Annotated in this window: 25 protein-coding genes; 4 read left to right on the top strand and 21 right to left on the bottom strand. The window is 62.7% G+C overall.

Translation table 11 applies throughout. The annotated features are described in order from the left end of the window. Positions 1-3 precede the first annotated feature (3 nt). The gene (locus ACZCWR_RS32125) at positions 4-411 is read right to left on the bottom strand and encodes a DUF6632 domain-containing protein (protein ID WP_487306718.1); all 408 of its coding nucleotides are present in this window, start codon (positions 409-411) and stop codon (positions 4-6) included. A 69-nt stretch (positions 412-480) separates the two neighbouring features. After that, positions 481-1176 (bottom strand): nucleotide-binding protein, encoded by a 696-nt coding sequence (locus tag ACZCWR_RS32120; protein WP_487306717.1) that lies wholly within the window; start codon positions 1174-1176, stop codon positions 481-483. Between the two features lie 205 nt (positions 1177-1381). Here ACZCWR_RS32120 and ACZCWR_RS32115 point away from each other — a divergent pair, with 205 nt between their 5' ends. Together ACZCWR_RS32115 and ACZCWR_RS32110 are read left to right on the top strand one after the other, a co-directional pair. Beyond that, the gene (locus ACZCWR_RS32115; RefSeq protein ID WP_487306716.1) at positions 1382-2347 is read left to right on the top strand and encodes a 2-hydroxyacid dehydrogenase; all 966 of its coding nucleotides are present in this window, start codon (positions 1382-1384) and stop codon (positions 2345-2347) included. A 240-nt stretch (positions 2348-2587) separates the two neighbouring features. Continuing rightward, positions 2588-2791, top strand: a complete 204-nt coding sequence (locus ACZCWR_RS32110; RefSeq protein WP_487306715.1) for a cold-shock protein — start codon at positions 2588-2590, stop codon at positions 2789-2791. Between the two features lie 120 nt (positions 2792-2911). Here ACZCWR_RS32110 and ACZCWR_RS32105 read toward each other — a convergent pair whose 3' ends face one another. The 11 genes from ACZCWR_RS32105 to ACZCWR_RS32055 form a co-directional block, all read right to left on the bottom strand. Next, on the bottom strand, positions 2912-3241 hold the full coding sequence (locus tag ACZCWR_RS32105; protein ID WP_487306714.1) for a cupin domain-containing protein: 330 nt from the start codon (positions 3239-3241) through the stop codon (positions 2912-2914). Beyond that, positions 3241-3981 carry a dienelactone hydrolase family protein gene (locus tag ACZCWR_RS32100; RefSeq protein ID WP_487306713.1) on the bottom strand — a complete coding sequence of 247 codons (741 nt, stop codon included), beginning with the start codon at positions 3979-3981 and terminating at the stop codon, positions 3241-3243. The genes ACZCWR_RS32105 and ACZCWR_RS32100 overlap by 1 nt, the downstream gene beginning before the upstream one ends. A gap of 50 nt (positions 3982-4031) precedes the next feature. Then, on the bottom strand, positions 4032-4907 hold the full coding sequence (locus tag ACZCWR_RS32095) for an SMP-30/gluconolactonase/LRE family protein (RefSeq protein ID WP_487306803.1): 876 nt from the start codon (positions 4905-4907) through the stop codon (positions 4032-4034). Positions 4908-4909: 2 nt separating this feature from the next. Further along, the gene (locus ACZCWR_RS32090; RefSeq protein WP_487306712.1) at positions 4910-6304 is read right to left on the bottom strand and encodes an MFS transporter; all 1395 of its coding nucleotides are present in this window, start codon (positions 6302-6304) and stop codon (positions 4910-4912) included. Positions 6305-6328: 24 nt separating this feature from the next. Then, positions 6329-7777, bottom strand: a complete 1449-nt coding sequence (locus tag ACZCWR_RS32085) for an MFS transporter (protein ID WP_487306711.1) — start codon at positions 7775-7777, stop codon at positions 6329-6331. A 260-nt stretch (positions 7778-8037) separates the two neighbouring features. After that, positions 8038-9366, bottom strand: a complete 1329-nt coding sequence (locus tag ACZCWR_RS32080; protein WP_487306710.1) for a citrate synthase — start codon at positions 9364-9366, stop codon at positions 8038-8040. A 108-nt stretch (positions 9367-9474) separates the two neighbouring features. Further along, positions 9475-10407: a hydroxymethylglutaryl-CoA lyase gene (locus ACZCWR_RS32075; RefSeq protein WP_487306709.1), complete on the bottom strand. Its 933-nt coding sequence runs from the start codon at positions 10405-10407 to the stop codon at positions 9475-9477. A gap of 21 nt (positions 10408-10428) precedes the next feature. Then, positions 10429-11598: a CaiB/BaiF CoA transferase family protein gene (locus ACZCWR_RS32070; RefSeq protein ID WP_487306708.1), complete on the bottom strand. Its 1170-nt coding sequence runs from the start codon at positions 11596-11598 to the stop codon at positions 10429-10431. After that, complete coding sequence (locus tag ACZCWR_RS32065) at positions 11598-12821, bottom strand: CaiB/BaiF CoA transferase family protein (protein WP_487306707.1); 1224 nt, start codon at positions 12819-12821, stop codon at positions 11598-11600. Before ACZCWR_RS32065 ends, ACZCWR_RS32070 begins: the two co-directional genes overlap by 1 nt. Then, positions 12818-13267 (bottom strand): hotdog family protein, encoded by a 450-nt coding sequence (locus ACZCWR_RS32060; protein WP_487306706.1) that lies wholly within the window; start codon positions 13265-13267, stop codon positions 12818-12820. Before ACZCWR_RS32060 ends, ACZCWR_RS32065 begins: the two co-directional genes overlap by 4 nt. 48 nt (positions 13268-13315) lie before the next feature. Continuing rightward, complete coding sequence (locus tag ACZCWR_RS32055) at positions 13316-13840, bottom strand: FAS1-like dehydratase domain-containing protein (protein WP_487306705.1); 525 nt, start codon at positions 13838-13840, stop codon at positions 13316-13318. 142 nt (positions 13841-13982) lie between these two features. Between ACZCWR_RS32055 and ACZCWR_RS32050 the strand changes: the two genes are divergently transcribed. After that, the gene (locus tag ACZCWR_RS32050; RefSeq protein WP_487306704.1) at positions 13983-15056 is read left to right on the top strand and encodes an Ldh family oxidoreductase; all 1074 of its coding nucleotides are present in this window, start codon (positions 13983-13985) and stop codon (positions 15054-15056) included. On the opposite strand, the gene ACZCWR_RS32045 is transcribed toward ACZCWR_RS32050, so the two are convergent. From ACZCWR_RS32045 to ACZCWR_RS32010, 8 genes are read right to left on the bottom strand one after another with little or no spacing between them, the layout of a single operon-like run. Then, complete coding sequence (locus ACZCWR_RS32045) at positions 15034-15987, bottom strand: GlxA family transcriptional regulator (RefSeq protein WP_487306703.1); 954 nt, start codon at positions 15985-15987, stop codon at positions 15034-15036. The genes ACZCWR_RS32050 and ACZCWR_RS32045 overlap by 23 nt on opposite strands. A 60-nt stretch (positions 15988-16047) precedes the next feature. Beyond that, positions 16048-16800 carry a CbtA family protein gene (locus tag ACZCWR_RS32040; protein ID WP_487306702.1) on the bottom strand — a complete coding sequence of 251 codons (753 nt, stop codon included), beginning with the start codon at positions 16798-16800 and terminating at the stop codon, positions 16048-16050. A gap of 13 nt (positions 16801-16813) precedes the next feature. After that, entirely contained in the window at positions 16814-17023 is a 210-nt protein-coding gene (locus ACZCWR_RS32035) for a CbtB domain-containing protein (protein ID WP_487306701.1), read from the bottom strand. A gap of 24 nt (positions 17024-17047) precedes the next feature. Continuing rightward, the gene (locus ACZCWR_RS32030) at positions 17048-17389 is read right to left on the bottom strand and encodes a nitrile hydratase accessory protein (RefSeq protein ID WP_487306700.1); all 342 of its coding nucleotides are present in this window, start codon (positions 17387-17389) and stop codon (positions 17048-17050) included. A 10-nt stretch (positions 17390-17399) separates the two neighbouring features. Then, positions 17400-18017 (bottom strand): nitrile hydratase subunit alpha, encoded by a 618-nt coding sequence (gene nthA, locus ACZCWR_RS32025; RefSeq protein WP_487306699.1) that lies wholly within the window; start codon positions 18015-18017, stop codon positions 17400-17402. A gap of 17 nt (positions 18018-18034) precedes the next feature. After that, positions 18035-18778, bottom strand: coding sequence for a nitrile hydratase subunit beta (gene nthB / locus ACZCWR_RS32020; protein ID WP_487306698.1), 744 nt, complete (start codon positions 18776-18778; stop codon positions 18035-18037). A 27-nt stretch (positions 18779-18805) separates the two neighbouring features. Further along, positions 18806-19309 (bottom strand): DUF1097 domain-containing protein, encoded by a 504-nt coding sequence (locus ACZCWR_RS32015; RefSeq protein WP_487306697.1) that lies wholly within the window; start codon positions 19307-19309, stop codon positions 18806-18808. Continuing rightward, positions 19296-20318 carry a CobW family GTP-binding protein gene (locus ACZCWR_RS32010; protein WP_487306696.1) on the bottom strand — a complete coding sequence of 341 codons (1023 nt, stop codon included), beginning with the start codon at positions 20316-20318 and terminating at the stop codon, positions 19296-19298. The genes ACZCWR_RS32015 and ACZCWR_RS32010 overlap by 14 nt, the downstream gene beginning before the upstream one ends. 373 nt (positions 20319-20691) lie before the next feature. On the opposite strand from ACZCWR_RS32010, the gene ACZCWR_RS32005 reads away from it, so the two are divergent. Further along, positions 20692-23871 (top strand): bifunctional diguanylate cyclase/phosphodiesterase, encoded by a 3180-nt coding sequence (locus ACZCWR_RS32005; RefSeq protein ID WP_487306695.1) that lies wholly within the window; start codon positions 20692-20694, stop codon positions 23869-23871.

The raw sequence follows: 23871 nt of genomic DNA, 5'->3' as shown, positions 1-23871 counted from the left end.
CCGTCAAGCTTCGAATTGTTTTGGATGTTGTGCGCGCAGCGTGACCCACGCCAGCGCCGCCGCGACGATAAACAGCGCGGGCACATCGCCAAGCAAATGCCCGACATGCCGCTGGCCGTCCATCTCCACGCCGAACGACTGCACGGTCATGATCGCGCCATGCACGATGCTCGACCATACCGTGAACCAGATCAGACTCAAGTGCTGCATTGGATCGCGCGACGCTCGCAGCAGGAACACGCCAAGCGTCGCGTAAATGCCGACGATCATCAGAGGATAGTCGGAATGGCCGCTGTGCCACGCCCATCCGGACGGCCAGTAGATCATGAACGGCCCGATCGCGAAAATGGCGATCAGCCCCACCACGATCAACACGATACGCAAGGCAGCAAGGCGTTTGGCGTCGTCCATGACGGTCTCCTCGATACGGCAACGTTCACCGCATCAAGGATACGCCCGCGCATGTCATGTCACGTCGCTTCAGGGCGCAACCTGATCGATGCCCTCATACACGCGATTGAGCCACACCTTCACGCGCTGCCGCTCAAGCAAGCCCAGCCCCGTGGACGCACGATCGGGATGATGCGCCGCCGCCCAGAAGCTCGTATTGCCCTGATCGATCTTCTGCATGGTCGCATCCGAAAGATGACGCAGCGAGACGAAACGCGCGCCCATTGCTTCCGCGCGCTGCCGCTCGCCCGAGGCTTCCAGCAGTTCGAAACGCTCGCCGCGAATCTCGTTGAGCACGACGACCAGACGCATCTTGCCGCCGAACGTATCGAGCCATTGCCTGAGCAGATCCACCGAATCGCGGCCCGCATCCATGACATGCCACCACGTCAGCGTGATGCCGTTATCCGCCGCGATGGCGAGCACGTCGGAGTCTTCCATCCACTTCGACATCGACTCGCGCGTCTGAGCCGCGAGATCGACGAGGATGCGCTGTTCCGGGTCTTCCAATGCGCGTTCGATGAGCGGATCGAGGCTTTCGAGACCGTCGATCGCGGCGGGCGCGGTGTATGGCGCGTAATAGCGCAGCAACGCGCCGTGCGAACGGTCCGTATCGAACGCGAGGAACTTGATGCCGCGATCGATGAAGTATTGCGCAAGCACACGCGCCACGAGCGATTTGCCCACGCCGCCTTTCTCACCGCCGATGAAGTGCACGAAGCTCACGTGTTTCTATCCTTATGTCTTAGTTGAGGTGGCTTTTCGACCGCGCTACAGGGTACACGCGAAAGATGTCGGAAGCGGGTTTTGCAAAAAGGCGCGGGCATCGTCGCGAGTCGTGAAGTTCTTCACGTTGATTCAATCAATCAAGATTGACGCCTTCGTACTGCACCGGTTTAATGCAACGCGACACCTTCACCGAAGATCAATCATGAACAAGCCGGTCATCCTCAACGCAGCCGTCCTGCCCGACTGGGCGCACGCGGAACTGAACGATCTTTTCGACGTGCTCGATCTGCCGAAAGACCCGCAGGACGCGCCCGCCTTCCTCGCGAAACACGGCCGTAAGGTGCGCGGCGTGGCGCTGCGCAAGACGAAGATCGATGCTGACTTTCTCGCTGCCGTGCCCGCGCTCGAAATCATTTCGAGCTATAGCGCCGGGCTCGACAACGTGGACGTGCAGGCGGCGAAGGCGCGCGGCATCGCCATCGAAAACACTTCGCATATCCTCGCCGATGACGTGGCGAACGCCGCGCTCGGCCTCGCGCTCGCGATCACGCGCGATTTCGTGAACGCGGATGCCTTCGTGCGCGCCGGACGCTGGCCGGAGCAGACGCAGTACGCGCTCGGGCGCTCGATCTCGAACATGAAGGTGGGGATCGTCGGGCTCGGCACGATCGGCACGGCCATCGCGAAACGTCTGCTCGCGTTCGGCGCGGATATCGCCTACTTCGGCCCGAACCGCAAGCCCGTCGATTTCCCCTATTTCGACGATGTGACGCGCCTCGCGCAACACAGCGACATGCTGATCCTCACCTGCCCGCTGTCCCCGGCGACATTCCACCTGATCGACGCGAAGACACTCGATGCGCTCGGTCCGCGCGGTTTCGTCGTGAACGTCGCGCGCGGTCCGGTGATCGATGAAACCGCGCTGATCGCGGCGCTCGCGGCCGGCAACATCGCGGGGGCGGCGCTCGATGTGTTCGAGCACGAACCCGCCGTCCCGGATGCTTTGATCCACGACCGCCGCGTGATCCTGACGCCGCACATCGGCTCGGGCACCGAGGAAACGCGTCAGCGCATGGCGGAAAACGTCGTCGATGCGCTCGGGGCGCATTTCGGCATCGCGGGCCCGCGCGGCGCGCATTCAGCGGCGAAAATCGCCAAATTTGCCTGAAAATGCACAATTCGGAGAACGGGCAAACGACCGAGGCCAGCGCTTTCGATGAAATATTTTAAGAACGCTGCAATTGATGCTTGACCTGATCGATGAGAAACGGCACAATGCTCAGCGAAGTTCAAGAAGTCGATTGCTGTTCATCAATAGTCCGTCGGTTGCGGAATTCGTTGTCCACTCCCTCCTTGATGCTTCTCCCGCCCATTCGGGCACATTAAATTTTTTACCTCAAGGATCCAAATGGATATCGGTACCGTCAAATGGTTTAACGACGCTAAGGGCTTCGGCTTCATCACCCCGGAAAGCGGCGGCGACGACCTGTTCGCGCACTTCTCGGAAATCCGTGCAGACGGCTTCAAGACCCTGGCCGAAGGCCAAAAGGTCAGCTTCGAAACGAAGCGCGGCCCGAAGGGCATGCAAGCTTCGAACATCAAGCCGGTCTAAGCTGAAGTTCGTGCTGTAGCGACATGGGGCCCTTCCGGGCCCCTGTTTTTTTCTCCCTCGCTTTTTCTATCTTCGCCGCGCGTCTGCTCGGGCGATGTCTCGCTTCTCGCTGTCAATCCATCACTCGTAGTAAATCGCAAGCCAGACGGTGGCCTGCTCGTCGTGCGTCCACGCCACGCGATGCCTGCAATGCGGCTCGATCAGCACGTAATCGCCGGGGTGCATCTCATGCAGCGTGGGCTCGCCTTCGAATTCGAGCGCGGCCTCGCCCGACAGCAGCACGACCCATTCGGCGCGCGCGTCGTCGTACCAGAAGCCTTCGGGACTGGCGTGTCCCATCGATACGATTCGCTCGATGTTCAAACGCGGCTCTTTGATAAGCACGTCGATGTGTTCGTCAGCGCCGCGCTTTTCTGCGACGCGCAGCAGGTTGCCTGTTCGAAGCGGCATCAATGCTTGAGCGTCCTGTCGAAGAACTCGATCATCCGCGACCAGCCGCGCTCGGCGGCTTGTTCATCGTAGACGGGGAAGTCGGGTTTCATCCAGCCATGCGCGGCGCCTTCGTACGTCTCCGAGCGATACGTCACGCCCGCCTCATCGAGCGCGTCTTCCAAACGCTTCGCCATCTCGGGCGGATAGCTCTTGTCGCCATCCGCCACGGCGATGTATAGCTCCGCCTTCAGCCGAGACGCATAACCATGCGGACTGTCCGCCGCATCCGTGGCGAGATTGCCGCCATGAAAGCTCGCCACCGCCGCGAAGCGATCCGCATGCGCGCCCGCCGCCGCGATCGCCATGCCGCCGCCCATGCAGAAGCCGACCGCGCCGATCTTGCTGCCTTCGATATCGCTGCGCGTGTCGAGATAGGACAGCAGCGCTCCGGTATCTTCGGCAGCAATTTCGTTGCTCGTGGTCGCCATCAACGGACCGAGGATCGCGCGCACGTCGCCCTTGAAGACTTCAACCGGAACGAGCGGACCATAAGGACCGTAGCGATAAAAGAGGTCCGGCAGCAGGACGACATAACCCGCATCGGCCAGGCGCTGCGCCATGTCGAGTTCGGCGGGACGGATGCCGCCCGCATCCATGTAAAAGACGATGGCGGGCGAGCGCGTTTGTTTGTTCGACGTGAAGACATGCACCGGACACACGCCGTCGCGCGTCGGAACATTCACCTGCTCATGGGTCATGGCTTCGTCCTTTCGACACGATGCGCGGCAGGATCGCCGCATCCGACAGATTACCCACGATACGCCGCTTCCGGGCAACCCTCGACATCGGTGCCGAGCGAGAACAGCGCGCCTGCGAGCGGTTGTCGATCCGACTCAGCAGCAGAGAGCTTGCGCGTGGCGCTGGTGATAAACAGCGTGCGCATGTCGGGACCGCCGAATGTGCAACTGGCGGGCTGGCTCACCGGCATCGGCACGACACGATCCACGCTTCCGTCCGGTGCATAGCGCGTGACCACGCCGCCGCCGTATTGCGCGCTCCACAGATAGCCGTGGCAATCCACGGTCGCGCCATCGGGAATGCCGGTGCCGGGCGTGAGGCGCGCGAACATGCGGCGCTCGCCCGGCTCGCCGCGCGCGGTGTCGAAGCGAAACGACCAGATGACGGGTTCGACGCCATCGGCGAAGTACATCGTCGTGCCGTCGGGCGAGAAGCACAGGCTGTTGGGCACGGCGACGCCTTCGATCATCCGCGTATAGCGGCCGTTCTCGAAGCGATATAAAGCGCCGACCGGGCCGCGGCCTACATCGTCCATCGAGCCGACCCAGAAGCGTCCCTGACGGTCGCATTTGCCGTCGTTGAAGCGCATGGACGGCTGATCGGCAAGTGGTTCGCCGCAGCGTTCGAGCGCGCCGGTTTGCGGATCGAAGAACGCGATACCCGTGCGCAATGCCACGATCAAACCACGCCGAGAAGAACAAGGCGCGATCGATCCAACCAGTTCCGGCATCCGCCAACTCAGCGTGACGTTTGCGCCGTCAGCACGTCGACGAATCCACTGCCCGCGAATATCGACCCAATAAAGCGCAGCTTCATCGACGGACCAGAACGCGGATTCGCCGAGCACATCGCGCGTCGCGCCCAGGCGTTGCAGCGTCGTCTGCACGTTCAATGCGCGATCTCCTCCAGCGCCCGCCCGGTCACGCGCGGCCCGCACCACGCCACCGTGGTCGCGATGATCGCCATCGCGCCGCCGATGAACGCGAACACGCCCGCCTGACCGAACTCGCGCAGAAAGAACGCGATAAAGAAGCCCGCGAAAATCGAACTCAACCGGCTCCACGAAAACACGAAGCCGACCGCGCGGGCACGCATCCATGTCGGAAAAAGCTCGGACTGGTAGGCGTGCACGATGGTGGACATCCAGTTGACCGCGAAAGTCTGCAAACAGCCGACGACGATCAGCCACCCCGGCGCATCCAGCATGGCGAAGATCGAACCGATGACCGCCACCGAGATCACGCTCGACACGAGCTGCCACTTGCGTTCGTATCGGTCGATGATGAACATCGTCACCAGCGGCGCGACCGGATACGTGAGCACGATCAAAAACGTGTATTCGAGACTGCGCGTGACGAGAATGCCCTTGGCGATCAGCAGCGTCGGAATCCAGCTCACGAAGCCGTAATAACCGATGGTCTGGCAGAAGTTCACGATCATCAGCATGATCGTGCGGCGGCGATACACCGGCCCGAACATCTCCGCGATGGTGCCCGGCGGATGCACCTGCGCCACGACCTTATCCGGCTCCGGCAGCGGCTTGCCGTATTCGGCCTGCACCTTCGCCTCGATCGCCGACACGATACGATCCGCTTCGGCCAGCCGTCCGTGCGCCGCGAGCCAGCGCGGCGACTCCGGCAAACCGCGTCGCAGAAACAGCACGAGCACCGCGCCGAACGAGCCGAACAGAATCACCCAGCGCCAGCCGTCGAAGCCGAAGGGTTTCATCGGCACGAACATCCATGCGAGGAACGCCACCAGCGGCGCGCTGATCTGCGCCAGCCCGTAGAACAGCGCGAAGGCCTTGCCGCGTGCGCTGCGCGGCGCGAGTTCGGAGATATACGTATCGATCGTAATCATCTCCACGCCAATGCCGATGCCGCCAATCAGCCGCCATATCTCCAAGCCATGGACAGACGCCTGAAACGCGAGAATGAAGGTCGTCGCGCTATACCAGATCATCGAGCCGAGAAAGACCGTGCGCCGTCCGAAGCGATCCGCGATATAGCTAAAGCAGATCGTGCCGATGAACAGCCCCAGGAACAGCGAAGCCAGAAACGCGGCCAGCCCCGACAGATCGAAGAACGACGCGGTGGTCGATGTCAGCAGCTTGCTCTGGAACAGTCCCGGCGCGATATAGCCCGTGAAATAGATATCGTATTGCTCGAACAAGCCGCCCGCCGCGATCAGCGTGAGGAGCGTCCAGATATGCCGCGTCATCGGCAGGCGGTCCAGACGCCCGTTGATGTGACCGGCGAGGACTTCGGGGTCCACGGATTCCATCGTCGTCTCCGGTGCGCGTTGCAATCAACGTGCGATGTCGTCGAGCGCGAGGCCCGTGGTGCGCGGCCCGAACAACGCGACCGCAACGACGACAATCGCCATCGCCCCGCCGATGAACGCGAACACGCCGCCCACGCCGAATTCGCGCAGGAAGAACGCGATGAAGAAGCCCACGAAGATCGATGAGAGCCGGCTCCACGAATACACGAAGCCGACCGCACCCGCCCGCATGCGCGTGGGGAACAACTCGGCCTGATACGTATGCACGATGGTGGACAACCAGTTCACCACCAACGTCTGCACGATACCGACCGCGATCAGCCATCCCGGCGCATTCAACCGCGAAAACAGCACGCCGATAATCGCTACAGAAATGGCACTGCACACGAGTTGCCATTTGCGCTCGAAGCGGTCCGCGACCAGCATCACGACGAACGGCGCAATCGGATACAGCAGGACGATCAAAAACGTGTATTCGAGACTGCGCGTGACGAGAATGCCCTTCGCGATGAGCAGCGTCGGAATCCAGCTCACGAAGCCGTAATAGCCGATCACCTGAAAGAAGTTGACGACCGCGAGCATGATCGTGCGGCCGCGATATTGCGGACTGAACGCTTCGCGCAGCGTGCTTTTTTGCTCGTCTGCTTCGACCGTTTCTTCAGGCGCGGGAAGCTCCTTGCCATATTCGGCGCGCACGCGGCTTTCGATATCCTGCATGACCCGTTCCGCTTCCTCGATACGCCCTTTCTGCACGAGCCAGCGCGGCGATTCCGGCAGACGCAATTGCAGATACCACACGAGCAACGCGCCCGCCGATCCGAGCGCGATCACCCAGCGCCATCCCTCGAAGCCGAGCGGCGCGATCGGCACCAGCACCCAGGCGAGAAACGCGATCAACGGCGCGCAAATCTGCGCCACGCCATACACGAGACCGAAGGCCATGCCGCGCGCACGACGCGGCGTGAGTTCCGACACATACGAATCGATCGTCACATACTGCACGCCCACACCGATGCCGCAAATCAGCCGCCACACGTTCAACCCGAGCGCGGTGTCCTGAAACGCAATGACGATGGTGGCGACGCAATACCACAACATGGACGCAGCAAACACGCGCCGCCGTCCGAAGCGATCCGCCAGACCGCCGAACACGAACGTGCCGATGAACAGGCCAATGAATAGCGACGCCAGAAAACCGGCAAGGCCGTTCATCGCGAAGAAGGTGGGCGTGGTCGGCGTGAGAATGCCCGAGCGAAACAGCCCCGGCGCGATGTAACCCGCGAAGTACACGTCGTATAGCTCGAAGAAGCCGCCCAGCGCCACGAGCGTCAGCAGCTTCCAGAGCGTGGCGGTCATCGGCAGGCGGTCGAAGCGCGCGGTCACGGCGCCGGCGGTAGTGAGTCGCGCGCGGACTTCTTCCCGTTCGAGCGACCCGGCGACATCCGCGCCCATCGCCCTGTTTGGGGTGTTCATCGTGTCTTCCTCCTTGCACCTTGTGGACGGGCTCTCGATAGCGGGCCCGCTTCGTCTCCGGCATGAATGTCGGGATACTAATTATTTGCGCAAGGAGGTCTTCGCGATGAACCCGCACGCCTTGCTTTCAAAGCCCAGTCTAGTGACGCGCGGCAAGCGCCACAATACTTGATCGTTGAATCAACCGTGGCTTTCAGCGTTGTCATGCGCAAAGACGAACGGCCCTTGCGGGCCGTTTCGAATACGCGGTAAGGAAGCGGTCAGCGTGTGACGTCTGCAATCGGCGAGTTCGCCGCTTCTTCCCTCGCGGGAATGGCTTGCAGATAATCCGCGCGCGGGCGGATCAGCGCGCCGGACTGTCGCTGTTCGACGATATGCGCGATCCACCCCGCCAGACGGCTGATGATGAAGAGACAAAACGCGCTGCGTGCCGGCAATCCGAGCGCGATCGTCAGCAAGGTCAGCCCGATTTCCAGACTCGGCGTGCAGCCATGTTTTGCGGCGATTTCGAGTGCTGCGTGCAAGGGTTCAACGGCTGCATGACGCCCTTCGAGCCTTCGCGCGACATCGATCAGATACCGGGCGCGCGGATCGCCTTCGGGATAGAGCGGATGGTTGAACCCCGGCAAATTGCGATGCGCCGCGTAATGCTCCTCGAACAGGCGCTGCGCCTGCGCTTTCGTGCGGCAGGCGCGCAGCAAGTCTTCCGTGGCTTCGTAGGAACGCGCGGATGTGAGGCCCGTTTGCGTGAGAATGGCAGCGGCGACGCATTCGCCGACATCCGCACCGGCAGAAGCCGCGATGCGCGCAACGAACGTGGCCTGCGCCAGTTCGTGATCGGCGCACAGCACGAGCGCGGCATCGAGTGCGGCGATGTGTTGCGGCGTATGCGTGCCGCCGAGCACATCGAGCAAGGTGGCCGCGAGCCCTTCGTTGCGCTTGCGGCCGATGGTCGCCGCCGCGCCTTCCGACGAACGTCGCAGATGCGCGAGGCAATGCCCCATCGTCGCGATCATGCGGCTCGCGGCGATGAACTGCTGATCATCGGATGCACGCGACGCACGCAGATGCTCGCCGCCGAAGCGCAGCGCGATATCCGCGAAAAAGCGCACCAGTTCCCGGCGTGGATGCAAACCAGCGGTATGCGACCAGGCATCCGCGAAACGCAGGGTCTTGGCGCACGGCTGCCATGAAAGCGCCATGTCATCGCCCACATTCCACAGCGTTCGCACGACCGCTTCGAAGGTCTGCCCGCCACGCGCCATGTCGATGGCCGCGACACCGCGATAGCGCGGCCCCTGCGCCGTGATTTCTGTGAGCGTGCTTGCGATGATCGGCTCGCCCCAGCGCATCGCGGCGGCGGCGACGGGCGCGTGGCCGCTGCGGGCATCGGCGCGGGACTTCATGCGCTCGACATCCTGCCGCGCATACAGACGGCGGCCACCATCGCCCTGCGGCACGCTGCGGATCAGGCCACGGCTCACATAGGCGTACAACGTTTGCAGCTTGATCTGCAGCAGCGCGAGCGTTTCCGCGCGCGTCAGGTAATCGCCGGGTATGTCGGCGCTGTCTCGATGATCGGAATGCACCGCGGTCTCCTTGACGGCTTTTGGACGCCGTTCGAGGGCACAATGCACCACAAGATAATCGAACGCATGGGCGCTCACAATCGGGTCATGCCAGCAGATTCGCCGCGCTCACGCATGAGCGATGGCCTGCGCGCGGTAGGTCTTGGGAACGCCCGCTTTCGGCACCTGACCGTACATCGGCTCGGCGGGCACGCCTTCGTGCAGCAGTTCGCGCGCGGCAATCAGCCGGTCCAGATCGATGCCCGTATCGAATCCCATGCTCTCCAGCATGAACACGAGGTCCTCGGTCACGATATTCCCCGACGCACCCGGCGCGAACGGACAGCCGCCCAAGCCCGCCAGTGCCGAATCGAAGCTGCGGATGCCCTCTTCCAGCCCGGCGAGCGCGTTGGCCAGCCCTAAGCCCATCGTGTCGTGCAAATGCAGCTTGGTCAGCTTCCCGCCGATTTCCGCGCGCACGGCCTTCACCATGCGGCGCACTTGTGCAGGGTTGCCGTAACCCACGGTATCCGCCAGCGCGACCGCATCGACGCCCGCTTCCGCCAGCGCCACGGCGGTTTCGATCACTTTCTCCAGCGGAATCACGCCATCGATCGCGCAGCCGAACGCGGTGGCGCAACCGGGTTCGACCGCCATCGGCCGCTCCTGCTCCCGCACCCATTCGACGATGCGGCGCACCTCTTCCACCTGCTCCATCGTCCCTTTGCGCGTATTCGAGCGGCTATGCCCTTCGCTCACCGACACCGGCACGCCGACGCCATGCGCGCCCGCCGCATACGCCGCCTGCGCGCCGCGCAAGTTCGGCACCAGCGCCATCACCCGCAAGCCCGGCTGCGCGAGCGCGGCCTTCACGATGGCATCGGTGTCCGCCATTTGCGGCACGAGCTTGGGCGGCACGAAGCTGCCCACTTCGATTTCGCCGACGCCCGCCTGCGCAATGGCCGCGATCCAGCGCGTCTTGAGCGCCGTCGGCATGATTTCATGCGCCATTTGCAGGCCATCGCGCGGCCCGACTTCGCATACCGCTACTTTCTCTTTCATTTCAATCTCCTCGATTTGCCCTCAACGCAGCACGCCCGCTTCGGTCAATGTTTCGATATCGTTCGCATCGAGCCCGAGCAGCTCGCGGAACACGTAGTCGTTGTGCTCGCCCAGACGCGGCGGCGGCGCGAATTCGCCGCGAAAACCGTCGCTGTCGCGCCACGGCAAGGCGATGCTGCGCGAGCCGTCGGCCAGTTCCGGGAACAGGCCGCGCTCGCTGAAATACGGGTCTTCCATCACCGCGCCGATGTGCCGGGAACGCGCCGCCGGAATGCCGCGCGATTGCAGCGCATCGAGCGCGCGCGCGGCGGGCTGGTCCGCGAGCCACGCGGCCAGCAACGCGTCCGCTTCCGCGCGATGCGCGGCGCGGCTCACGGCATCGGCGAAACGCGGGTCGGTGGCGAGATCGGGCTTGCGCATGGCATCGCACAATGAATGCCACTGGCGGTCATCCTGCACCGATACGGCCAGCCACGCGTCATCGCCCGCGCAACGGAAGCAGCCGGACGGCACCGCATCCCATTCGCGCGCGCCGCTTGCCGCGGGCGTTTCGCTGCCCAATGACTCGCGGAACAACAACTCCGGCAGCAAGGCAACCGTGCTTTCCAGCATCGACAGGTCGATGAAAGCGCCCTCGCCCGTCGCGCGCCGGTGGCGGATGGCCGCGAGCACGGCGCAGCATTCCCAGAGCGCGGTGATCGGATCGGTCCACGCAGGAAGGATGCCCATGGCTTCGACGCGTTCGTTCGGCGTGCCGACCACGCTCGCGCGGCCGCTGTAAGCCTGCAAGAGCGAGCCGTAAGCGAGCGCATCGCGTTGCGGTCCTTCGCGCCCCGTACCGGATGCCGACACGAAGATCAGGTCGGGACGAATGGCGGCGAGCGTCTCGTAATCCAGCCCGAACTTCGCCAGCACGCCGTTCGAGAAGTTCTCGACCACCATATCGCTCTGCGCGATCAGGCGGCGGATCAATTCCGGGCCTTGCGCGCGGCTCAGGTTGATCGTGCAGCTTTTCTTGCCCGCATTCACCACGGCCCACCACGGCTGACGCTGCGTATGTTCGCGGCGCGTCGCCGATTCGATCTTGATGACTTCGGCACCCATGCCCGCCAGCATCTTGGTGGTCATCGGGCCGGCCAGCACCCAACTGAAATCGACCACGCGCAGGCCGGCCAATGTCTGCTTCCTCATCACACGACTCCCTGCTGACGCAGCGTTTCGATCTCGCCCGGCGTGAGGCCGAGGCGTGTTTCGTACACCGTGCGATTCGCGGCGCCCAGCGTCGGGGCGAGCACGTCGCGGCCGCGCGGCAGTTCGGCGCCGGAACGCGTGCGCATGCGGAACGGCAAGCCCGGCATCGGCAAAGGCGTGACGCCCGCGCCCTGCCAACGGTCGAAGAAATCGCGCGCGGCCAGTTGCGCGTTGTCGAGCAGATCGCGCGCGCCGCTTACCGGAAAACACGCGACGCGTGCGGCCTGCGCGCGTTCGAAGACATCGGCGCGAGTGTGTTCGCGCGTCCACTTCGACATTTCGTCTTGCAGGATCATCCAGTTTTCATTGCGTGCGGTGCGTTCGCCGCACAAGGCTTTATCGCGCGACCACGGGGGATTGCCGAGCAACTCGACCCAACGCTCCCACTGATGCTCCTCGCGCGGCGAGATCATCACGAAGCCATCGCGGCACGGCAGCAGCCAGATCAGCCCGCCCGCCACTTCGGTGCCCTGCAATTGTTCGCGCAGACGGCTGAAGGTGCGTTCGCCGCGACCGTAATCGGCTACCGGTTCGATCAGCAGATGCGCGATCACTTCCAACTCCGCGCATTCGATGCTGCGTCCTTCGCCGTACATTTGCGCATCGAGCAAGCCCCACAGCGCGGCATTGGCCGCAGCAACGCCCGTCGCCAGCGCGACTTCGCGATCCGCGCACGCCACGGGCGGTTGTTCGTCGGGTGCATGCACGGGCCTTGCCTGATGAAAGGCATAGCCTGCGTGATGGGTCAGCGTGAAATCGGTGTGTGCATCGTTTAGCGCGGGCGTGCCGAACGGTGTTACGGCAAGTGTGACGAGTGCGGGTTGCACGCGGCGCAATGCATCGCCATCGAGTGCGTGTTCGGACGTAATCAACAAATCCGCCTGTTCTACAAGCCGCTTGAGCAACGCTGCGCCGCTGCCGCGTGAGGGATCGAGCGTCGCGCTTTCCTTTCCGTGATTCAGATACGCGAACAACGCGCCATCATCGCCATAACGCGCGTCGGATGCGAACGGACCCACTCGCCGCAACGGATCGCCCGCGCCGGGCGGTTCGAGTTTGAGCACATGCGCGCCGAGATCGCACAGCACGCGCGCGCAGAACGATGCGGACATCGAACCGCTCCATTCGATCACGCGAACGCCTGCCAGCGGCGCGGCGTTCACGCGGCCTCCTCCAGCACCGCAGGATCGAACGGATAAGGCACGCGCGCCCCATTCCGCAACGGCAACACGACCGTGGCGCTCCCCGGCGTGCTCTCGCGCCCTTCCTGATTGCGCAAGCCGATTTCCAGATGCACGAGCCCGAAAGCACCGCGCCGCTCGCGTCCGGTCACGCGTCCCCATGCGGTGATGACATCGCCCGGCACATTCATGCCGCGAAACTGGAACTGGAGCTTCCACGCCCAGCCGCTTTCGCCCACCCAGTCGGTGAGCAATTGCAGCATGACGTGCTGCTTCCACGAACCGTTCACCATCACATCGGGCAGCTTGTCGTGCTGCGTGGCGAAGCGCCAGTCGTAATGAATGCGATGCCAGTTCTCCATCGACGCCGACCATCGCACGATATGCGCCGTGGTCATCGGCCCTTTCACGACAGGCGGAATCTCCATGCCTGTTTCGACATCCTCAAAACATAATCCGGCCATGACGATCCTCGCCTAACGCATGATCTGGGTATTCGTGACTTTCATGAGCGTTTCGCCCGCTTCGGTCGTATAGGTTTCCTCGATGATGACGAGCACCATCGGCCCGCTCTTGCCTTCGCGCTGCACGATGTCCTTGTAACGCGCCCGGCGCATCACCTTCTCGCCGACGCGCGCATAGCGGTATAGCTCGTATTCGTAGCCGCCGTTCAGATCGCGCGGCAAATCCACTTCGACGGCGGGCAGACCGCTGAAACTGCGGCTCAGTCCGTCGTAGTCCGGGCGGTTCATCTCGTCGAGCGGATCGGGTGAATCCGCTGGACGTCGGAACGCATGCACGGGAAAACCGGGCGGCGCCACGCGCGCGCCATAGCGGCTCGTCGCGGCCCAGTCCTCGTCCCAGTAGCGGCGCGCATCGTCCATGGTCGCGTGATGAAAGCGCCGCACTTCGCTGGCCTCGACCGGATGAGTGGATTCCACCCACTCGGTCTGCGCCCCGATGATCGCCTTCACCTTGTCGGTGATGTGCTCGTTGCTCATGCATGTCTCCTCGTTCCACGGCGAACCCAGTCTAGGTGAGCATGCGTGCGGCGCACAATACTTGATCGTTGAATCAACGTCTTCTCAGTGGATGAGCGATCGACTATCGTCGGTCACCGAGCCCGATTACACGGAGAAGTCGATGGAACCAGAACGCCACGATGCGCAAGCCTTGCGTGACTACGCTGTCGAACTGTTGTGCAAGGCAGGACTTGCACGCCACCACGCGCACGATGTGGCGCGCACACTAGTCGAAGGCGATCTGATGGGCCACGATACGCACGGCCTCGCCTTGCTTGCGGGCTATGTCGGGCAACTTGAAAATGGCTGGATGACGCGCGAGGGCGTGCCCGAAGTGCTCAACGATCGCCCGGCTACGTTGTTGTGGGACGGCCATCGTTTGCCGGGTCCTGCGCTCGTTCATGCGGGCATCGATGCACTCGCCCCGCGCGCCCGCGAACTCGGCAGCGCGACGCTCGTGATCCGGCGCAGTCATCACATCGCGTGTCTGGCGGCGTATCTGTTGCGCGCCACCGAATTGAATCTGGTGATGATGCTCGCCAGTTCCGATCCGAGCGTGCAAAGCGTCGCGCCATTCGGCGGCACGCGCGCGCTGTTCACGCCGAATCCGATTGCGATGGGCGTGCCGACATCGACCACGCCGATCCTCATCGATATTTCGTCATCCGTAACGACGAACGCGATGACCGCGCGGCGTCATCAGGCGGGCGAATCTTTCGAAGAACCGTGGATGCTCGACGCACAAGGCAACGCCACGCACGACCCCGGCGTATTGTTCGCCGACCCGCCTGGCACTATCCTTCCGCTCGGCGGGCTCGCAGCGGGTCACAAGGGCTTCGGTCTTGCGTTGCTGATCGAAGCGCTCACGGGCGGCCTCGCGGGCTTCGGACGCGCGGACCCGCACGAAGGCTGGGGCGCGACGGTGTTCATTGCGCTATATGATCCGCAAGCGTTCGGCGGCCTCGATGCGTTTCGCCGCCAAATGGACTGGCTCGCCGATGCAAGCCGCAGCAATCCACCGCGCTTAACCGATGACCCCGTGCGCCTGCCCGGCGACCGCGCGATGGCGCGCCGCGCCGAACAACTCGCGCACGGCGTGCGTTTGCATCCGAATATCCGCGCGCCGCTCGAAGCGTGCGGCGCGCGTTACGGGCTGGCGTTTCCGGCGTGCATCAACTCGTCGCCTTCGACCTGAAGCGTTCCCGATACTCCGCCGGATTGATCTGCAAGCGGCGGCTGAACGTTCTTCTGAAGCCATCCGTATCCTCGAAGCCGCAGCGCCGCGCGATCTCCCTGAGCGAGAGATCGGAGGCTTCGAGCAGATGACGCGCCGCATCGATACGCGCATTGGCGAGGAACGTCATCGGCGTGATGCCGCTTTCCTTGGCAAACGTGCGCGACAGATTGCGCGCGCTCATGTGCACGCGCTGCGCGAGCGACGCCACCGTATGCCCGAGTTGCAGGTTATCGAGCATGTACTCCTGCAACGCGACCGTTTGCGAGCCCGGCGACGCCTGCGTTTCGAGCAGCGGACTGAACTGCGATTGCCCGCCCGCACGGCGCAGATAGACGACGAGATACTTCGCCACATCGAGCGCCATCTGCCGGCCGAAGTCGTCCTCGATCATCGCCAAAGCCAGATCGATGCCTGCCGTCACGCCCGCCGTCGTATAGATATTGCCGTCGCGCACGTAGATGTGATCCGGCTCGATCTTCGCCTTCGGGAAGGTGGCGGCGAGACGCGGCACATCCATCCAGTGCGTGGTGACCACGCGCTGATCGAGCAGCCCCGCCGACCCGAGCGCGAACAAGCCATTGCAGATGGCCGACACGCGGCGGCACTGACGGCTCTGGCTCTTGAGCCATCCGCTGAGCGCGGGGTCGTCGAAGGCATCGAAAATACCCAGACCGCCGGGCACGATGATCGTGTCGAACTCCGGGCAAATGTCGAAGATCGTGCGGTCCGGCACGGTCGTGAGTCCGCTCGACGACACCACGCTGCCGCGCGTCGTGCCGACTGTCAGCATTTCGTACTCGCATTCGCCCTGGCTCAGGACTCTGACTTCCGCGAAGGCGTCCTTCGGCCCCGCGATGTCGAGCAGTTGAAACCCCGGAAACACGAGCATGCCGACCTTGATGCGTTTCTTCGCGTCGATTCGCTTCTCCTCGAAAACGCGTATCCGACCTCACTTTACAACGCTAAAAAACGCTTGCGGCGAGCGCTTTTCAGCATTGGATGCACGCTCGGCCAGCACACCAAAAATTGCGCCGATGCCGGTCCACACGATCGCCTGCATGCCGAGCGACGCCATGCGGAACTTCCACAGCAGCGCGGCGGGAAAAGCTGCGGGCACTTCGTCGATCTCCGGCAAGCAGGCGAGCACGAGCGCCACCATCACGACATACGCGACGATGCCGATCAGCGCACCGTTGCCCTCGCCGAACTTTCGCGCGGCCATGTCGCGAAGGTTGAGCGACAACACCATGATCGCGATGGAGACGGCAATCGTCAGAAAATACAGCGCCGTGCGATAGCCGATGGTGTCGGGATCGCCAACCGAAGGCGGATTTGCCGGATATTTGAGGCTCGGCACCGCGACCAGCGCGACGAATGCGGCGAGCGCCAGCCATCCGGCGAGCGGCCGTGCGCCGAGTTTGGCCGCGCGTCCGCGTCCCCATGCAAAGGCGAAGGTCAGCGCGAACAACCCGCCGAACGCCGCGCCATACGCCACCACGCCCGTCAGCAAACCAATGCCCGATTGCGTGGCGCGGCTCACGAGTTCCGGCTCGGGCGCTTCACCGGCTGCGGCGTGTTCGTGCGTCTCGAAAGCGATGGCGCGTTCGACTTGCGGCTCGCCGAGCATGCGCCCGAAACCGAACGCGAGAAGCCCGGCGATCACGCCCGCCAGCATGCCGCGCAACAGAAGTCTGCCGATCATGTCGCGCTCCTCATCAATGGCACGGAAAGCCGAGCAGATGGCGTCCGTCGTGTACGAACTCATGCACGTACATCCCTGAGACGAGCGATGTAGCGCCTTCTTCCGCGCCGACGAAATACAGCATGAGCAACATCAGCAAGCCGCCGAAGACGACCCACGGAAGCAGTTCGCGCACGGGAATGGGCGCGATGGCATCGACGGGATTGAGAACGGTATCGTTCATGGAAAACCTCGTTATTAAATGAATTTAGTTGGCTGGACGGCGCGCGGTCGCGATCTTCAGAAGTTCATCGCGCGACAGCGTGCCGCTCGCATCGATCACGTTCAGCAGCGCTTCGAGAAAGCGTTCGTAGTAATCCCAGCGCGGCTGGTTCTCGCACTCGGCCGCTTCCCATTTCGCAATCGACGCGATCAGGCTTTGACGAAAGTCTTCCCATTCGAAGCAGCCCGCCTTTGACAAGGACAACGCCAGCCCGAATACATCGCGCTCCCAACGGTTCGTGAAAAACAGCTTGCCGTCCAGACGCGGCGGCGAATCCAGCGCACCGAGCATGGACGTGGCCGCGTATTCCTCGAAGCGGGTGAACATGGTGTGCTCCTTAAGATGCAGTGACCAGCGCGACGCCCATCATCGATTCGGGCGTGACGAGCGCGGCAAGCTGTTCCTCGTTCAAATGCTCCGTGCCTTCGGGCCTTTCCGGCACGACGAACCAGCGAATCTGCGCGCTGCTGTCCCACACTTTCACTTCCTTTTCCTGCGCAATCTCGACGCCGAATTCACGCAGCACCGCACGCGGCTCACGCACGCCGCGCGCGCGAAACACCGGGTCCTTGTACCAGTACGGCGGCAGCCCGAGCACCGGCCACGGATAGCACGAACACAACGTGCAGATGATGAGGTTATGCACGTTCGGATCGTTGGCGACGGCGGCCATGTGCTCGCCTTCCGCGCCCGCCATGCCCAGCGGCAGCGAAAGTTCGGCGATGGCTTTCGGCGTGTCTTCGATCAAACGCTTCTTGTACTCGGGATCGGTCCACGCATGCGCGACGATCTTCGCGCCGTTGAACGGGCCGGCCATGGTTTCGAAGTGCTGGAGCACGGCATCGACGGAATCGCTGCCGATCACGCCCTTCTCGATCAGCAGCGCTTCGAGCGCACGCACCTTCGCGGCACTGGACGCTTCGCGGTCATCGGGATAGTCGAAAAGTAAGGTCATCGTGGTCTCGTGTGAGTTCAGGGCGCGGGCTGCACGTAGGCTTCGTACAGGTCCGCGTAGATCGTGGTGTTGGGTTCGCTCTTGTCGGGGCCCCAGATATCCGTCGCGCTGAACGCGATGCGATAGACAGGCATCGGCGCGCCGATTCCATCCGGTCCCGTCGAGACGAAATAGGAAAACGCGCCCGGATAGACGAGATCGATCTCGCCGATGTGATTGCGCAAATAGCCCGGCAAACGCGTGTGATCGACATCTTCTGGATCGCTAATCATTACCTTGTCGCCTGCCTTGAAGCGCGCGGTGCCGTCGAGCGCGTGAAGGCCCGAATCGCCCTTTTCCAGATACGCGGCAATCTGCGTCGCGAGTTCGGCGCTGGGCTGCTCCGGCAGCGGCGCTTGCGGATCGGCGCGAAACTCGGCGGTCTTTTGCGCGAGTTCAGCGGCAGTGATATAGCCTTGATCGACGAAGAACTGCGAGATGCCACCCAGCCACTTTTCGTAGTAACGGTACTTGAAGTATTCGAACGGATGCATGCCCTCGGCGCCCGTGCGCAACGAGGCCCACGTCCAGTCGTTCTTGAAGGTCGTCGGCAACTGGCCCACGGGATACGCATGCAGCGCCTTCGCGAGATGCGCGCTTTCCGCCATCATCACCGTGTGAATGCCGAAGATGCGCTCCTCCCACGGCTCGACGAACACGCGCGTTTCCGTGCTGACCGGACCGAGGTTCTCGATGCCGCCCAAATGATGTTGCAGCTTCATGATGTGCTCCGCGTTGTGATGCTTGTTTTATCCGAGCCCATGCTCGCGCCTGAACAGCAGCGCTTCGCCCACGACTTCGGACACGAATCCGAAGACCGCGCCGGTCACGAGCGCCGCCGCCGCGATCAATGCCGGATTGCCGATGCCTGCCGTGGTGATCGCATGCCCGGTCGCCACGGTCGTGCCCACGGTCGATGCGAAGCCCCATACGATCGCGGGCAATACATCGAGCAATTTGATCTTCGATGTCTGCACCATCGCCGCACTGCCGATGCCCACGCACACCGCCACCACCAACGCACCGCCGCTCGATCCCGCGATACACAGCAGCGTCAACGACGCGATCACCAACCCGGTAAGATTCGACGCGACGCTCTTGACGAAACCCGCACGCCCGCCGCCCAACACGAAAAACGATGCCCACGCGATGAACGTCACCCAAACGGGCACAGGAAAGATAGTGGCGGTGAGCCACGTATCGGCAACGGCCAGCACGCCGATGCTCACGGTATAAGCCTCAGGCTTCTTCATTTGCAGGTTCCTCCGGTAGAGTTGAAAGCGATTGAACGGGTCGATGCATGCAGTCCATCAGGCCTTCGCGCAGACGCGCTGCATCGAGATGACGGCCAATCACGACGAAGCGGTTTTCGCGCGGTTCGTCGTGTTTCCATGCACGGCCGAAACGTGCGTCCAGCAGCATGTGGACGCTGTGGAAATGCAGGCGGCGTGCTTCTCCGTGCAAATCCAGCACGCCTTTCATGCGCAGCAGTTGCGGGCCTTCTACTTGCGTAAGTTGATTGACCCATCGATTGAAACGTTGCGCATCGAGTGCGCCCTGCATGACGAACGCACAGGACACGATGCTGTCGTCGTGCTCGTGGTCATGTCCTTCGTCATCCAGAATATCTGGCTCGATAGCGAGCAACGCGTCGAGCGAAAAACTGCGCACGCCGAGCAACGCGGGCACATCCACGCTCGCATGATCCGCGTGATCGATTCGCGCTGTCGGATTGAGCCTACGAATCTCCGCGAGCAACGCGCTCATGCCAGCAGGCGTCGCCACATCCGTTTTGTTGATGAGGATGCGGTCCGCGAACACGATCTGCTCGCGCGCGATGTCATCGCTCAGTTGTGCGTGGGCATGCAGCGCATCGACGACGCACACGACCGATTCCAGTTCCACGCGCTCGCGCACTTCGAGGTCCGCCAGAAAGGTTTGCAGAACGGGCGCGGGATCGGCCAGTCCCGAGGTTTCGACGATCAACCGGTCGAGCCGCTCGCCGAAGCGCGCGAGTAAATCACGCACGCTTGCCACGAGATCCGTGCGCACCGTGCAGCACACACAGCCGTTCTTGATCTCGATGACGGCCTGCTCATCCGCGGCAATAAGCTGCCCGTCGATGCCGACCTCGCCGAACTCGTTCACGACGATGCCGATCTGCATCGGCCGCGTCGCATCGAGAATGTGATTGACCAGCGTGGTCTTGCCCGCGCCGAGAAAGCCGGTGATGACCGTGGTGGGAATTCGCTTGAGTTGCATCTCAGTGCCTCGCGGCGCGTAGGTTGAAGACCGGCTACTCATAGCGACTTCCACGCCGAAAACGCTGTGCTGTCCGTGGCGGAACGCGAGTTGGCAAAGCGTTGAACTGCGCGTGTCTGTTTTTTATGGTTTCAGCGCAAACAGCCATTTAAAGCGCTTTCGTCATGCACTCGAAAGACGCGTGCGCGCCCCTTAACACGGCAATGACGCGCCGTATTCGTGCATAAATCCTTAAACCTAAAGCTTATTTTTGGCGAGCCGATAGAGGCGTGATCGACGTGCAACAACACCGCTGACGCAACCGATCGCAAGGTGCCCTCTTGAAGCATCGAACTGCCTCACTTTCGGCGCGGACTTTCACGCGCAACGCTTTATGAAACGCAATCCGTTTTTCAGGCTGCTTGCGCGTCTGCGCGTGGGCCACAAACTGCTGCTCATCTATCTGCTCGATCTGAGCGCGGTGATCTACATCAGCGGCATTCTGATTCACGAGAAGTATCTGGCCATCGATTTCTCGAACAAGGAGATCGTCGGCAACGCGTATGTGCATGAAGTTGAGCGCGCGATCACGGGCATCGCGCTAGCGGGTGCGGGCAAAGCGCCGACATCTGCTGAACTTGATAAGCAAGCCGAACGACTTGCGCACGCGGAACAGCAATACGGCGATCGCATGCAGAGCGCGGAGCCAAACCGCACGTTGCGCGCCGATTTACAAACGATGGCGCGTGAAGCAACGCCCGCCATTGCCTCGACGGATGCGGCGCTCGATGCATCGCGCGAACTCATCACGCGCATCGGCAATCAGTCGAACCTGATCCTCGATCCCGATCTCGACAGCTATTACGCGATGTCGCAATCGATCCTGCGTTATCCGGCTTTGCTGGCGGCGGTGAATGGCATCGGACGGCATCTTCACGATGGCGTGCATGCGCGTTCGCGCGAGGAAGTGCGCTCGCATTATCTCGTGCTCGAAGGTCAGCTCGATGGCGTCATGCAAGGTCTGCGCTCCGACTTCGCCGAAGCGGGCGCGGCCAATCATGCGCTCGAACAAACGCTCACGCCATCGTTCGAACGCATGCGTACCGCTGTCGAAGCGTATCGGCACGCGACGCGTATCGTCGTGGATGACAACGCCGCGCCCGATCCCGCCGAACTCGCGATCGTCGATACCGCGCAACAAGCCTTGGTGCGCAGCGTGGACGATGTATGGCGACAAACCGGCGATCAACTCGACGGCCTCTTGCACGCACGCGTGCATGGCTTGTTCTCGCGCATGTGGCTGCACTTGGGCACCGCGCTGTTCCTGCTCTGCGCCATCCTGACGATGGTGTATTGCGTCGCGCAGCAGATTTCCTCGCCGCTGCGCAAACTGGCACGCGTGATGGACCTCGTGCGCCGCACCGGCGATCACACGAAGCGCGCAAGCTGGCACAGTCAGGACGAAATCGGTCAACTCGTGCGTGGCTTCAATGAAATGCTCGCGCAGCTAGACCGCGAACGCGATGTGCAAAAGGAACTGGCCGCGACCGCGCGCGCCTCGGCCGCGCAATCGGCGCTCGTAGAAGCCACGCCCGTGCCGATGGTCGTCACCGCCATTCCGGGACATGAAGTGCTGCATGCGAACGCGCCCGGCCTGTTCTGGCTCAATGGTTGCGCGACCGATCCGTGGGCCTTCGGTCTCGATTCCTCCACCCGTGCCCGCTTTTTCCAGCAGATTTCCGACCGCGAGGCCATCGACGAATTCGAGGTTCACTGGAAAGCCACCGCACAACCGAGCTGGGCGATGCTCTCCGCGCGCCGTCTCGACTTTCAGGGGCGCGACGCCATTCTCACCGCCTTCACACCAATCAATCAGATCAAGCTCATGGAGCAACGGCTGGAGTTGTGGGGCAAGGTGTTCGAGGCGTCGTCGGAAGCGATCGTGATTCTCGATGCGGATGCGTTGCTCGTGACCGCGAATCCTTCGTTCTATCGCGCGACGGGCTATCGTACCGACGATGTGGCGGGTAAGCCGCCGGGTTTCATCGTGGCGCTCGCAGAAGATGATGAACGCGATGTTCTCGGCAACTTGCTTCATCGCGTGGGACGCAGCAGCACGTGGCATGGCGAGGCGCATGTGCGGCGGCGCGAAGGCGGCGATTATCCGGCGTGGTTGATGGTCAGCGCGGTGCATGACAAGAGCGGCCACGTCTCGCATTACATCTGCACGCTGATCGATATCACGGACCGCAAGAAAAGCGAGGCGCGCATTCAGTTTCTCGCGCAGCATGATGTGCTAACCGAGTTGCCGAATCGTGCGCTGTTCGCGTCGCGGCTGGGGCTGGGCATTGCGCAGGCGCAACGGGCGCGGCAGCGCGCCGCCGTGCTGTTCATCGATCTCGACCGCTTCAAGAATATCAACGATTCGCTTGGGCATCATATCGGCGACGGGCTGTTGCGTTCGGTCGCGCGGCGGCTGCTCAAGGCCGTGCGTGGCAACGACACGGTCAGCCGTCTGGGCGGCGATGAATTCACGATCCTGCTCAATGGCGTCGGTCATGCGGCTGACGTCACGCGCACCATCGAACAACGTTTGATTCCGCTGCTGCGCGAACCGCACGAAGTCAGCGGGCTGACGCTGGAAGTATCATGCAGCGTGGGCGTCGCGCTCTATCCCGACGATGGTGAGGATATCGATACATTGATGCAGAACGCCGACGCCGCGATGTATCAGGCAAAGTCAGCAGGCCGCAACCTCGTGAAGTTCTTCTCCGCCGACATGGCCGAACAGGCGCGTCACAGGCTCACGCTTGAGACGTGTCTGCGCACCGCCATTCAGGAGCGCGAGATGCGGCTTGCGTGGCAACCGTGTCTGGATGCGCACACCGGCGCGCTGACGAGCGTCGAGGGCTTGCTGCGTTGGCGCAATGCGCAACTCGGCGATGTGGGTCCGGCCGTGTTCATTCCGGTCGCGGAGGAAACGCGGCTCATCATCGGGATTGGTGCGTGGGTGGTCGATGAAGCGTGCCGACAGATTGCCGCGTGGCGCGATGAGGAAGGCATCGAGATGCGCGTGTCGGTGAATGTCTCCGCCATTCAGCTTCGCGATCCCGAACTGCTGATGGCGCTTTCGAGGAGTCTGCATGCGTATCGCGTGCCGCCGCATTGTCTCGAACTCGAAATCACCGAAACGGTCTTGATGGAAGGCGCGGAACATTATGTCGATGCCATCCGCGCCATTCGCGCGCTTGGTGTGAAGCTCTCGCTCGATGACTTCGGCACCGGCTATTCGAGTTTGAGTTATCTGAACCGCTTTCCGCTTGACCGCCTCAAGATCGATCGTGCGTTCGTGCGCGACATGCTCGATAAACCTGCTGATCTTGCCATCGTGAAGGCGATCATCGAACTGGGACATGAGCTTGGTTTGCGCGTGGTCGCGGAAGGCGTGGAGACGGAGCATCAGGCGCAGGTGTTGCGTGGCATCGGTTGCGATGAGTTGCAGGGCTTTCTGTTCTCGCCCGCGATTCCGGCGAGCGAGTTGCACGCGTGGTCACAGACGTTGGCTGCGGCTTGA

The organism is Caballeronia sp. A2-2 (assembly GCF_057612605.2).
The sequence above is the reverse complement of the archived record's forward strand: the minus strand, read 5'-3'. Positions and strand labels throughout refer to the sequence as shown.